Here is a 13,749-nt window from a genome sequence, read left to right as displayed (position 1 = left end):
AACCAAGGTGTTAACCTAGGTAACGGTACAGTTATCCTTGCAAAAGAAGACGTAAACGTAACTTCGCCAAACGGTTCTGTAAACGTTCAAGGCACGAATATCACTGCTAAAAACGGTAACGCAACTCTCCAAGCGAAAGAGAACGTATCAATCTTCAACAGCAATATCAGCGGTAACAAGTCAGTAAAACTTACTGCTGAAAATGGTTCAGTATCTACTGGCGATAGCAAACTAGAATCACCAAATGGTTCAGTAGATATCACCGGTAACCAAGGTGTAAACCTAGGTAATGGTACAGTTATCCTTGCTAAAGAAGACGTAAACGTAACTTCGCCAAATGGTTCAGTTAACGTTCAAGGCACAAATATCACTGCTGAAAACGGTAACGCAACTATCCAAGCGAGAGAAAACGTATCAGTCTTCAACAGCAACATCAGCGGTAACAAGTCAGTAAAACTTACTGCTGAAAACGGTTCAGTATCAACAGGCGATAGCAAACTAGAATCACCAAATGGTTCAGTAGCTGTCACTGGTAACCAAGGTGTTAACCTAGGTAATGGTACTGTTATCCTTGCAAAAGAAGATGTAAACGTAACTTCGCCAAATGGTTCTGTTAACGTTCAAGGCACAAATGTCACTGCTGAAAACGGTAACGCAACTATCCAAGCGAAAGAAAACGTATCAATCTTCAATAGCAATATTAGCGGTAACAAGTCTGTTGTTATCAACTCTGAGAACGGTACTACTAAACTAGTTAACACTGAACTAGACTCTGCAAATGGTGCGGTAACCTTAACAGGTAACCAAGCTGTGAATTTAGATAACGGTACTCTAATCAATGCGAAAGAGAATGTTACTCTAATTGCAGAAAATGGTGGCGTACTCATGAGTGGTACTAATATCTCTGCTGGAAATGGTACTCAAAATGTTACGATCTTAGCGAAGACTGATGTTGAGATAGATAACAGTAATCTATCTGGTAGTCATGTACGTACACAAGCAACAACAGGCTCTTCTACAATTACCAATAGTACATTCAAGGCAGGTAACTTAACTGTTGAAGCTCAAGATACAAATACTTTTGAACGCAATAACATCAATATCTCTGGACAAGTAGAACTTTCTGGAATGCCTGTAAACTTTAATTTAAATAAAGGGGTAATTGCAGAATTACCACTAATTAATGGATTAAAGGCATTCACTCAAGAAGTTGAAACTAATAACCCAGAGTTAGAGATTCTGCATAAAGACAATAATTTAGAAGTAAAACTTGAGACTAGTTACGAAGATTGGTTAGAAGAGGGTAATGCTTTACCACAAGTAGAAGAACATGAAGAGACAGTATCTGATCTAACTATGCCTTCAGGTGAAGCGCTAGTAGTGACAACTACTGAATCTCATTTCTCAACTTGTTATGTTGCTTTACATGATGTCTTTGACTCATACGGTGTAACAGAGCGTGACTTAGAGAATTTATCTGTTGATGAAATTATGAAGAAATATGGAATTTCAGCAAGCGAGAGAGATATGCTATCTAGATCTTGTGCTTTAGTTCCTGGTTATGACAAAGCTATACTACCTTTAAAAGAAGTAAAGAAATAGCTTTTGATATTAACTAACTATTGTCATAATTAGTAAAAGATAACTCTTGTCACTAATTAATCATTAACTAATTTAAAAGGTGTAGGCGTAATGCTTACACCTTTATTTTTATTTTTACATTCTCCGATATTCTCTGACATTCTCTGACATTCTCTGACATTCCCAGCTACACTCTTAGTTTTCCTTGCTATAGGTGTTGTTGAGAGGTTTACGTTTATCATTCTGGTAGCTATAACCAGAGTTATAGCCTCCAGAATGATAAACTTGTGATAGCTAGATTACTGTGGTTGAGAGGAATCATGAAGCTAGTTGAATTGAACCATGAATCCTGTTAAGCAGAAGTCTGTTAATAAGAAGCAGTTCGGTAAGAAGCAGTTCGGTAAGAAGCTGATAGAAGTGAGTTTCTAGGCATGAATTTCTTGTGCTTAAGAGCACTGAACAAAATTCATAAATAGGATTTAACTAAACATAAATAGAATTTTGTTAGATTATTTTTATTTTTGGAAGAAAATAAAAATTATTATTATGATTTTCCTGAATATGTAGAGTATCTTAACAAGGGGAATTTTTGAGAAAATAACTAAGGAATTAGATACAAAATTGAAGTTTTTTTTTGCAAAAATTTGCTGTTAGAAAAATAAAAATTTTGGGGGATAAAAATAAATTTTTAAGCAAAGGAAGAGTAATTTACTAGGTCAAATCACAATAAAGACCCAACTTTTTAGTCGGGTATTGTGGCAAAAATACGGAAAAAAATAGTAGCTAATTTAACATAAAAAAAGTCTTTTTTGCCCCCAAAAAAGTAGTCAACTCTGACGAGTTGACTACTTTTTTGCCCCCAAAAAAGTAGTCAACTCTGACGAGTTGACTACTTATATAAATAAAAAACAACATCTTAAGGTGTGAGTCCCAACTTTAACCTAAAGTTAAGGTCTTCCCCCTCTGGTAAAGATATATTTCCAACCTAACCTTAAAAAGTTATATTTTTTTTATTAAATCTTTGCAAAAATATAGTATAATTTTTTCTAAGTTAAAAAAGGAAAGGTTATTACTGCGGTATTAACCTCAATTTTTTAATACACTGCTAAACTATAAGAATAAACAAATTGAACGGACTACATTTTTATTGCTAAACGTGTTATTATATACGTTGTAATAAAGATATAATTTGTGTCTTAATTGCTTGTTCATCAATACAGCTACCTACGGCTGAGAAGAATTTAATTAATCGAAGTTACGCATGCAATTTTAAACTGAAGTTAGTTGAGTTTAACAAGGTAGTAAGTCTGTATTTGTAGAGATCGAAGATTGTAGCAGAATTTAAGTGAGGCAACTGATTATTTACCAAGTCTATAAGAGGTTGTTAAATTTAAGTGCTCGTTGCAGTTTAAGGTCTTAGCTTCTTGTGATGACCTCCATTAAGGTTAGAGTGAGAAGTGCAAATTCTGGCAATGAAGAAATCGATTGACATATTTTTAATATGTTATTACATAACGGCTAATAGTAGCTAAGGGGTTTTACCGAGATGCGAGGCTGGTCCCGATTTTGGTAAGGAACTTTAATATTATTAGAAGTTATTTATATAAATTCTGTTTATGTTTACCTAGGAGTTTTACGAATGGGTTGAATGTAAATCAGGTTTATATTACCTAAGTAAGACTGGAGTAGAAGTTTCTCTAGATGCGAGGCTAAGCCCGGTTTAGGGGGCGGAAATGAAGGTCTTACTTGTTCCTTTGTTACTACAAAATTATGCAACTTGGACTTTTTAAGCAACAATTTCTCTCTAACTAACAAAGTTTAAAAACAAAAGTTGTGGATCTAGTTTGTTCTGTTTAAATTTATAGGATGAAGTAAGCAATTACTTAAGCTTAGAATTATTTGAATAAACAAATCTTAGAAAGATTTTATAAAGCCATAGATCGGACGGTCTATGGCTTTATTTGCATCCTAAATTTAGTGCATTCTCAATTTAAGCAAAGATAGCTTTTCTTTCAATCTTCCAGTCTCCTTGCATTTCAATCTCCCAGTCTTTCAATCTCCTAGTCTGAGCTGTCCCTCAAATTTTAGACAAAACGCAAAAACCAACATTTGAAGCTATTCCTCATTGTGAAGTTTTCTAATTTCCCTATTTTCCAATTCTCCAATTTTCCTGTTTTCCAGTTCACAACTCCTTAATCAACTATTTTCTATAAATCAGTTCTATCTATATCTATGGATATCTCCCCTGATCTATGGATATCGACATGCTCACTAATGAACTGAACAGATCTTTCATGTTTTCAAACATGTCTTTATACATGCTTTCAAGCATACCTGCAAAACTTAATCTTTGTCCCTACCTATTTTTCACTTTCAACTTAAAGTTAATAATCTTATTCCTATACCTAGATTTATCGTTAAATAAAACTTCGTTATACTAGACGCAGAAAAACAAAGCAAGGTTCAAACCTCAAACCTTAAACCTCAAACCTCAAATTAAAAACTTTGAACCTTTAACCCTTTTAATACAAATTTAAAAAATAAATTCCCAACAAGGAGATAAATCATGAAACCAATTTTATTCGTAGTAACTAGCCAAAACGTTAAAGGTGACACTGGCATCCCTACAGGCTTTAACTTAGCTGAAGTTACGCACCCATTAGAAAAACTTCATGCTGCTGGCTTTACAGTTGAGTTCGCTTCACCAAAAGGTGGTAACGCTCCACTAGATGGTTTAGAAGATATGAATGATCCAGCAAACAAACACTACTGGGCTGATGCAAACTTCCGTAACGCTATTGTAAATACTAAAGCAATTGCTGACGTAAATCCAAATGACTATGAAGCTATTTTCTTTGCTGGTGGTCACGGTACTATGTGGGACTTCCCTGATAACGCTGATATTCAAAATGCAATTCGCACTATCTATGAAAACGGTGGTATTGTTTCAGCAGTATGTCATGGTCCAGCTGCTTTAGTAAACGCTCGTTTAAGCAACGGTGAATATTTAGTTGCTGGTAAAAAAGTAGCAGCATTTACAGACGCAGAGGAAGAAGAGGTTCAATCTACTAATGTGGTTCCTTTCTTATTAGCTTCAACTTTAGTAGCACGTAGTGCGTTACACCAAGATTCTCCTAACTGGTCAAACACAGTAGCAGTTGATGGTCGTTTAATTACAGGACAAAACCCGCAATCAGCTGCAAGCTTAGGGGAAGCTTTAGTAGCTGCTTTAAAAAATAAATAGTAGCGAGGCGTAGTTTACTAAGTAAAGATGTTTAGATATCTGAACAGATATCTAAACTCAATACTGGAGTTAAGTAAGATATCTGAACTAAATATCTATGTCAGGTGAGATATCTAGACAAAATCTAAATTTAAGCTAGATAACTCCAAACCTCTTAACTCTATCAAAGCTTTATTGCTTTCCCTTTCTATTTTGTTCTTAAACTAGGAATTTAAGAAAAATACTGCTTAAGCTAACCATTGGTTAGTTTAAGTAGCTCTTCCCAACAGTTTATTCTGTTACTAAGTTTATTCTGTTAGTAAAACAACACAAAGCAAAACAACAAAAGGAATTTAAAATGACTTCAAAATCAGCATTATCACCAGCAGACGTATTTGCGGTATCACCAACTTTAGCAACCTTAACTAAAACCCAAATCGAAGATAACTTATGGCAACGTCCTGTTTTATCTAAACACGATCGTGCGGTAATTACGGTTGCTTCATTAATTGCGCGTCAGCAAACTATTGGTATGAAACACTACTTTAACAAAGCGTTAGATAACGGTGTAACACCGACAGAGTTATCTGAAATTGTCTTACACATGGCATTCTATGCAGGTTGGTCAAATGCTTTTGAAGCTGTATCTATCTTAAAAGACATCTTCGCAGAGCGTGGGGTTACAGCTGAACAATTACCACAAGTAGAAGAAAAACTATTAGAGGTTTCTCAAGCTTTACCTGACAATGATTTCTTTATGGGTTTAATTGACGCTAATATTCGTGGTTTTGCTCCAGGATTAGCTGACATTAGTGAAAACGTACTATACCACCATGTATGGTTACGTCCAGGTTTATCAGTACGTGATCGTAACTTAATTAGCGTTACTGCGTTAATCTCTCAAGGCTTAAAAGACTTCTTAGGTGTTTACATGGCGCGTGGGATTGCTCAAGGTATTACTAAAGAAGATGTGGGTGAAGTTTTAACTCACTTAGCATTCTATGCTGGTTTCCCGACAGTAATTCCTTGTATTGCTGTAGTGCAACAAGCTTATAACTCTTAATAAAACTGTTTAAAGAATATAGAAGTTAGCTAGCTTAAAAGAATCTAGTTACTAACTATCTTAAAAGAATCTGGTTGCTAATTAGCTTAAAAGAATCTAGTTGCTAGTTGCTACTAGCAACCAGACACTTTTGCAAAAGCAGGTTAAAATTAGAGAGCTAAAGCTTGAGGGGCTAATGTCCTGAAAGCTTTGCCTCATAAGTAAGAGCAGATGAAGCAAATACAGAAAAGAAAACCTCGAAGAGTAAACAATTTCAATTTTTACTTTTGCTTCTTTCCCTAATTTCATTGGGAATACTTGGTATTTCTTACGCATATGATCAACAGAAACCTAAAATGGAAGAACCAACCATGTCAAAATTAAAACTAATTGCAGTTGAAGAGCATTTTAATACGCTAGAGCTAGTTAAAGCGAGTATGCCTCAAACTCTAGCACAAGCGCCGTATCTAGTTAACTGGGGTAAACAAGTAGATGATCTTGGTGCCCAAGATCTTACTCGTCCACGCGTAATCAAACAAGCGGACTCTTTACAAAAACTAATGCAAACCGGTGAAAGCCGTTTAGCTGAAATGGACGAGCATGGCATTGACATGCAAGTATTGTCATATGCAGCTTCTCCTCAACTAATTGAAGATAAAGAGTTAGCGGTAACTTTAATTACTCAAGCTAATGATCACTTAGCGCAAATTAAAGCAAACAATCCAGACAGATTTGCTGGCTTTGCAACCCTACCTTGGCAAGATCCAGAAGCAGCTCTAACAGAGTTAGACCGTGTAGTAAAACTTGGTTTTACGGGAGTTCTCCTCAATGGTAGACCATCTGCTGACTTCTTAGATCACCCAAAATACGCTCAAGTACTAGCAAAAATGAATGAGCACAAAATGGTACTTTTCTTACACCCAGGAGTACCAAATCAAGAAGTGCAACAAGCTTATTACGCAGGCTTTAACGATGAAGTAAGCGCACGTCTGTCAATGTTTGCTTGGGGGTGGCACAATGAATCAGGTATTCAACTAATTCGTTTAATCTTAAGTGGCGCTTTAGATCGTAACCGTGATTTAAAAATTATCAGTGGTCACTGGGGTGAGTTAATGCCTTTCTATCTCCAACGTATGGACGATAGTATTCCGTTAGAAGCAAGTGGTTTAGAGCGTACTTTACTACAAACAGTTAAAGATCAAGTGTACATTACTAATAGTGGTATGACAGGTATTCCGCACTTTAACTTTATCCGTGAAGTGGTAGGCATTGACAATATGCTCTTCTCAGTAGACTATCCATATCTTTCTCTCAATGGAGCAAGAGCTTTTGTTGAAAGCTTACCATTAAGTGACGAAGATAAAGAAAAGTTTGCTTATAAAAACGCTGCTAAACTATTACGTTTAGATGTGTAGACGTTGAGTACAGTAATCAACAAGAGAGCACTAGATGACAATCAAAAAACTTATTACCCTAGCTAGTTTAGCAACTGCAAGTTTGCAGGTACAAGCTACACCACTGTTCAATATTTTTGAGCTAGGTGTACAATCCCAAGCAACAGCGAAGTATGATGCGGTAGCGCAAAACAACATCTCAACTTCAATTGCGCAGGAAAAAGGTACGCTAGCTATGTATTCTTTAAAAGACGCTAACAATCCTAACCTAGCTTACATGGTTGAAGTATATGCAGATCAAGAGGCTTACCAAGTACATGCGCAATCTCCACAGTACAAAAACTTCTTAGAGAACTCTCCGCAAATTCTTACCGATCACAAAGTACGTATTGCTCTTGAGCCACAGTTTATGGCTGACAAAAAAGTAGAGGCTACAGCTCCAGTTACTACTAAATTAGTAAAAGTAACAGTAAAACCAGAGTTCAACCAAGCATTTGCGGAAATTGTAGTTGGGGAAATGCAAGAGGCGATCAAAGTTGAAGAAGGTGTTCTAGCTATGTACGCAGCTAAGACTAAAGAACAAGATAATGTTTGGTACTTCTTTGAGATTTACGCAGATGAGCAAGCGTATGAGTATCATCGTCAAACGCCTCATTATAAATACTATATTGAACAAACCCAGCACATGGTAGAGGACAAGTATTTTTACAATTTAACCCCAAGTTACCTAGGTAACCAAGGTGGTTTAACTTGGTTAAGAAATGATGTGCTTAAATTCTAACCTAATGTTTCAGCCCGACCTTGCAAAGCTTTCGTTAAGGCTTGTGAAGTTTTAAGTAAATGTTAAGTTTTAAGTAAAAAGGGATAGGCAGAGGCAGAAATAAAAATAGCCTAGGAGATAAACATAAGTTTGTCTTCTGGGCTATTTTTCTCTTTTGCCATTATGTTAGCCTCGTTAAGCATATAAAAACCTTACTTTTTGTGTAATTTATTACAAAATTCTCTAGTATTTACTTACAATATGTAGTAAGCTAAAAAGTATTACTCTTAACCTAGGTCAGATGAGTATATTTAACGATGAATATATTTAACTCCAAATGGTTAGGTTGGATTTGTGTTTAGTTTTTTATATTGTTATCCCAAGTAAAGGTTGTTGTAAACTTTGTCGCTTGGTTTGCTTAACTTTGAGATTAGTTTGGAGTTAAATTAATGGCTTCTTTAGATAAAATGACAAGCATTGCTGACTTAAAGAAAGTCGCAAAATGCAAAGTTCCTCGCATGTTTTTCCAATATGTAGATTCAGGTTCATGGACTCAATCTACTTATGCACATAACTATGACGACTTTAGTCCAATTTTATTCCGCCAAAAAGTACTAGTGGATATGGACAATCGTTCTTTAGCTACCAAAATGGTAGGGCAAGATGTGCGTATGCCAATTGCCGTGGCTCCTACAGGTTTTACCGGAATGGTACGCGCTAATGGGGAAATGTTAGCTGCCAAAGCTTGTGAAAACTTTGGGGTACCATACACTTTATCGACTATGTCGATTTGTTCGATCGAAGATGTACGTAGTGCAACCAGTGCTCCTTTCTGGTTCCAACTTTACGTAATGCGTGATCGTGGTTTTATCGAAGACTTAATCAACCGTGCTAAAGCAGCACACTGTGGTGCTTTAGTTCTAACTGCTGACTTACAAATTGTTGGTCAACGTCACTGTGATATCAAAAACGGCTTATCAGCGCCACCAAAACCAACTGTTGCTAATATCCTGAACCTAATGACCAAACCATCTTGGTGTTTAGGCATGGCAAAAACTAAACGTCGTAGCTTTGGTAATATCCTAGGACACGCTAAAGGTGTTGATAACATGGACGACTTCTTTGGTTGGGTAAAAAGTCAATTTGATCCAACTTTAAGTTGGAAAGATGTAGAGTGGATCAAAAACCTTTGGGGTGGTAAATTAATTATCAAGGGTATTCTTGATCCTGAAGATGCACGTTTAGCTTACGAGCATGGTGCTGACGCAGTTGTTGTTTCTAACCACGGTGGTCGTCAACTAGATTTTACTGCTTCTTCTATTCAAATGCTTCCATCAATTGTTGAAGCTGTAGGTGACAAACTTGAAGTATTCCTTGACGGTGGTATCTACACTGGACAAAATGCCCTAAAAGCTTACGCTTTAGGAGCTAAAGGGGTATTTATCGGTCGTCCACACCTTTGGGGACTAGGTGCTTTTGGTCAAGAGGGTGTTGAAAAAGCGTTAGATATCCTTTATAAAGAAATGGATTTGTCTATGGCATTTTGTGGTAAAACCAACATTCTTGACGTAGACAAAGAAATCCTACTTCCAGGTACTTACCCAGAAGCTAAGTGGAAATAAAGCAGGTATGCGTATTAACTAGATACAGTTAGCTAAGGCAGGCATTCAGTCAACTAGATACTGCCAGTTAAAACTAGTATGCTTATCAGCTAGATACTGCTAATCTTTAGTAAGTCTAGCTAACAACTAGTTCACAATTTGTAAATGTTTAGCGAGCCTCTTCTTAAGAGAGTTCCAACTAGCTAATTACAATTTAATGACAAGAACAAGAGAACCCATTGCTTAGGCAATGGGTTCTCTTGTATTCTCTTGGGTTTGTGAGGAAAAATAACGATATTTATCGGCGGTTTAGGGTAAAATATAGTTGTCGAAGTATGTCTAGAGTTAATTAGTCTTGTTAGACTAAACTCTTAGGCTTTATCTAGATTTTTTAAGATAATGTTTAGGTTAGCAGTAGTTTAGCTAGGGTTTAGCTAAACCAAGAACAGAACTCGACAGAGTGATAATCAGGAGTAAGAGGTTTTACTTGCCTAGGTAATCAGGTTACCTAGGAAAGAAAACCATACGCTTGCTTTGTTGGACTAGCTAGAAGTCAACTTCTTGCTAGTACCCTTTGCTAATTGTTCTTACAATAGACGAGGTTGTTAAACTCATTAGATTGCTTCAAATCTTGAGTTCTTAGCAATTTTCTCTAGTCTGGTTATTGAGTCTATAATCTACTTTTAAGTAAATGGATTACCTATGTCTAGCAAATCTAGCATAGCTCGTCGCTATCGCGAGCTTCGTAAAGACTTTCCAAACTTACGTGTTTATGACGCTAAAAAAGATTTTGGGTTTAACTTAGAACATCTAAGTCGAGGAGCTGCTAATATTAGCTCGCACTTAGAGATGGCTGATTATGAAACCTACTTTGTTGGTGGCGTAATGCGTGACATTATCTTGGGAAGAGACTATAACGATATAGATATTTGTACTAGTGCAACCCCAAGTCAAATTAAACAGCTGTTTAAAGGACGTTGCCAAATTATTGGACGTCGTTTCCAAATTACGCACGTTGCTGCTGGGGATAAACGTTACGATGTTGCAACCTTTAGAGAGGATCGTAAGGTAAGTCGTGACAAGCTAAGCGCTGAACAGCGCAAAGCTGCCGACAACGGCATTTTAATGGTGGACAATGCTTTTTCAACTAAAGTAGGCGAGGACGTAAAACGTCGCGACTTTACCATTAATGCCCTTTTAGGAAAGGTACTTACTAATGAAGTAATTGACCTTTATAACGGGATAGATCACTTACTCAACCGTCGTGTGGTAATGATTGGTGATCCTGACATTCGTTTACGTGAAGATCCAATGCGTATTATCCGCGCTATTCGTCTTAGTGCCAAATTAAACTTTACTATTGACGAGGATCTCCGTAAAAACATGTTTACTCACAAAAACCTCCTGAGATTTACCTCTGAATCACGTCTGTCAGATGAGGTTAGTAAAACTCTAGCTTCAGGCGCAGCCTTTAAAGTAATTGAGCTGTTTAGTGAGTACAACCTAACAGATTTAACTATGCCACAATTTCACGATGTTGTAAGTGAAGAAATTGCTGGCTATACCAAATTTGGCGCAATTAAAGGTTTTAAACCAGAGTTTGGGCAGTTAATTGCCGAACAAAACGCTAAATTAAAAGAGATTTTTAAAGAGCGTGATTTAGAGATCAACCCAATTAAAGCTTATAGCCCAACTTTGGCTTTAACTTTAGCGGGTGCTTTAATTACTGACCAACGTGTTGCTTATGATCAACCAGTAAACCCTGCGTTTTTATTAGCAACTATGCGTACAGTTGGCTTTATTGAAGTATTCTTACGTTACTATGAAAGCTTAGCGCAAGAAAATCTGTCTGAAGAAGATTTTGCCAAAGAAATTGAAGGCGTTCTTCTTTCATTATCAGAGAACTCATTTAGTGAAAGTTGCAATAAGTTCAACGGACGTGATAAAGAGAATACTAAAACAATTCTTTGCAACCTAGCAATGCAGTTTATTACACAAGCAACGCCAGAGTCTGCAAAACGCATGAGTGAACCTATGTTCCGCGCAGCCTTTAGTATTTTCCGCCTCTTTATGCAGCTATTCCAAGTTGATAGTAAGATCTTAGCTAACTTTAGATCTTGGAATGAAGTAAACGAACAGTACCAAAACGACGTACAACGTCGTCGTCCTGTGCGTCGCAACCCACAAGGGGAAATTATTAGTAGCAAGCGTCGTCGTGAAGTGCCTGATTTCCCTTACATGGATATTGCTGATAAAGAAATGCACATACGTTTAGCACCATCAATTGTTAATATCCAACAAGCTATGGTGTTACACCAAAACTACCAACATAAACGTAGTGCGGGTTTAGAGCTTCTTGATATCTTTATTCAAGCGCGTCGTGAATACTACAATCAAGATCAAGATGAACTTGAACGTGAGTTAGGACAAGAAGATTCTATCTACTACAACAAACAAGTAGAAGCTGATCTTGCTTTGTCTGCCAAAAAACGCTTTCAAATAAGCCAAACTCTTGAGGAGGACATCGACGATCCTGATCTAGATTTTTTTCCTGAAGACGACCCAGATCAAGAAAAAGCACGTATCCGTGAAGCTGCACAAAAAATCTTAAATCAAACTCATAGCGAAGACATGTCAGAAAATGTAAATGCCATTCCATTTACCTCTGACCTAGATCTTTACTATGACCTTGCTGAATTCCAAACAGCATACAATGCTGACTTTGGGCAAGATTACCAAGAAGATTTACAGGAAACGCAAGAACAAACTCTTGGACGTTTAAGTGCCTTTAACTTTGAGCAACTTGAACAAGTGTTCCATGAGTTTGATGATGACTTCTATTTAAACGAGCTTCGTCCAAGAAAACTAGAAAATGGTTTATGGGATCGTAGTGCGCACGATGCTGCTCTTGAGCGTTTATACAATACCGCTCCAGAGCTTCCGCGCAATATTGTCAAACAATATGCCGCGGAGAAAGTTGCTCGTGCAACCATTCGCATTAAAGCCCAAGAACAAGGTTTAAACCCAAACCTAAGTTATGATGAAACTTTAGAGTTACTACGTAGTATTGAAGACGTACGTTTAAAAGAATCTTTACGTCGCTCTGAAGCGGAAAACAAACAACGCTTAGTTGCCCTTTATGAAAACAAGATTAGCGAGTTAAAGCAAACGCTTGCTTCATTTGCAACTAACTCTGCCGAGTATCAAGCAATTAGTCAACAAATTGCCGGCTTAGAAAAAGAATTAGCTCAAGTTAACCCAACTGAAGTTGATCTTTCTAAAAGTGCCAACACTTACTCGCTAGATACTACTGGTAATATCTTGCAACACAAAGTTGTAACCCAAAATCAAGTTAACCAAATTGAAAAACGTGTAAGACAGTTTAGACAAGAACTTGATCGTCGTTACAACATAGTTAAGAACCGTCAAATAGTTGCTGAACTGCATGCCAAAGGCATTTACCATTTAGATAAGTATTACGATACTTATCATGATGGTTCATCGTTAGATGACTTCTTTGTAGCTAATAACTTTACAGAGGAAGAAATTGAAATAGTTACTAACGGTGATCGTACTTATGAAGAAATGTACGAACACTTAGAAGAACTAGAACAAGAGTACTTAGCTCACAGTTCAGACACAACTTCTGGCTCTATGTCAGCAGCTTTATCTAAAGCTTACGAGCAAGCAGAAAATGCTCAACACCAAGGCAATAAAGACTTAGGTGAGCTTGCAAATCTCAATCGAGGCGCAAAAGTTGCAAAAACTAAAGAGCAAGATGAGCTTGATTTGTTTGCTGATCTTGAACAAATCTTTGCCGCACCAAGCGAGCAAGCTAGTGAAAATAACCAAGATAACCAAGACAACCAAGACGAGCAAGATAAGCAAGCTCCTCAAGGAAGCAACGAAAAGCAAAACCAAGAGCAGAACCAGCAAAACCAAGAAGAGAACCCAGAGCAAACGCAAGCGCAAAGCGCAAAGCCAACTCAAGGTTCACTAGAGGACAAAGCTATGGCAAATAATCCAAAGCATGAGAACACTTCAGACAACTTTGCCTGGGGGCAAGTTACTGAAATGCCAAGCTGGGGATTTAACTTCAATGAAGAGGTTGAGGAAAAAGTAGAAGAGAAAGCTGAGCAAAAAGCTGA

7 protein-coding genes are annotated in these 13,749 nt (G+C 37.0%); all 7 read left to right on the top strand.

All coding sequences use genetic code 11. From position 1 onward, the window contains the following. A partial coding sequence (locus CKF54_RS08160; protein WP_222987535.1) for a sarcoglycan occupies window positions 1–1,602 on the top strand: 1,602 nt, incomplete at its 5' end. Between the two features lie 2,545 nt (window positions 1,603–4,147). Beyond that, window positions 4,148–4,825: a type 1 glutamine amidotransferase domain-containing protein gene (locus CKF54_RS05670; RefSeq protein WP_119525395.1), complete on the top strand. Its 678-nt coding sequence runs from the start codon at window positions 4,148–4,150 to the stop codon at window positions 4,823–4,825. A 337-nt stretch (window positions 4,826–5,162) separates the two neighbouring features. Continuing rightward, window positions 5,163–5,867, top strand: a complete 705-nt coding sequence (locus tag CKF54_RS05665; protein ID WP_119525394.1) for a carboxymuconolactone decarboxylase family protein — start codon at window positions 5,163–5,165, stop codon at window positions 5,865–5,867. 350 nt (window positions 5,868–6,217) lie between these two features. Continuing rightward, window positions 6,218–7,261 (top strand): amidohydrolase family protein, encoded by a 1,044-nt coding sequence (locus CKF54_RS05660; protein ID WP_262407817.1) that lies wholly within the window; start codon window positions 6,218–6,220, stop codon window positions 7,259–7,261. Window positions 7,262–7,295: 34 nt separating this feature from the next. Continuing rightward, window positions 7,296–8,021: a putative quinol monooxygenase gene (locus CKF54_RS05655; RefSeq protein WP_262407816.1), complete on the top strand. Its 726-nt coding sequence runs from the start codon at window positions 7,296–7,298 to the stop codon at window positions 8,019–8,021. A gap of 428 nt (window positions 8,022–8,449) precedes the next feature. Further along, window positions 8,450–9,622 carry an alpha-hydroxy acid oxidase gene (locus CKF54_RS05650; protein ID WP_119525393.1) on the top strand — a complete coding sequence of 391 codons (1,173 nt, stop codon included), beginning with the start codon at window positions 8,450–8,452 and terminating at the stop codon, window positions 9,620–9,622. Window positions 9,623–10,303: 681 nt separating this feature from the next. Beyond that, window positions 10,304–13,749: hypothetical protein (locus CKF54_RS05645; protein WP_119525392.1), on the top strand; the 3,446-nt coding region annotated here is incomplete at its 3' end.

Source organism: Psittacicella hinzii (assembly GCF_003585885.1).
Lineage (GTDB): Bacteria > Pseudomonadota > Gammaproteobacteria > Enterobacterales > Psittacicellaceae > Psittacicella.
The sequence above is the reverse complement of the archived record's forward strand: the minus strand, read 5'-3'. Positions and strand labels throughout refer to the sequence as shown.

Bases quoted from the DNA above. Each gene is read 5' to 3' on its own strand.
- CKF54_RS05650 (WP_119525393.1), top strand. From the start codon at position 8,450: ATGGCTTCTTTAGATAAAATGACAAGCATTGCTGACTTAAAGAAAGTC.
- CKF54_RS05665 (WP_119525394.1), top strand. From the start codon at position 5,163: ATGACTTCAAAATCAGCATTATCACCAGCAGACGTATTTGCGGTATCA.
- CKF54_RS05655 (WP_262407816.1), top strand. From the start codon at position 7,296: ATGACAATCAAAAAACTTATTACCCTAGCTAGTTTAGCAACTGCAAGT.
- CKF54_RS05660 (WP_262407817.1), top strand. From the start codon at position 6,218: ATGTCAAAATTAAAACTAATTGCAGTTGAAGAGCATTTTAATACGCTA.
- CKF54_RS05670 (WP_119525395.1), top strand. From the start codon at position 4,148: ATGAAACCAATTTTATTCGTAGTAACTAGCCAAAACGTTAAAGGTGAC.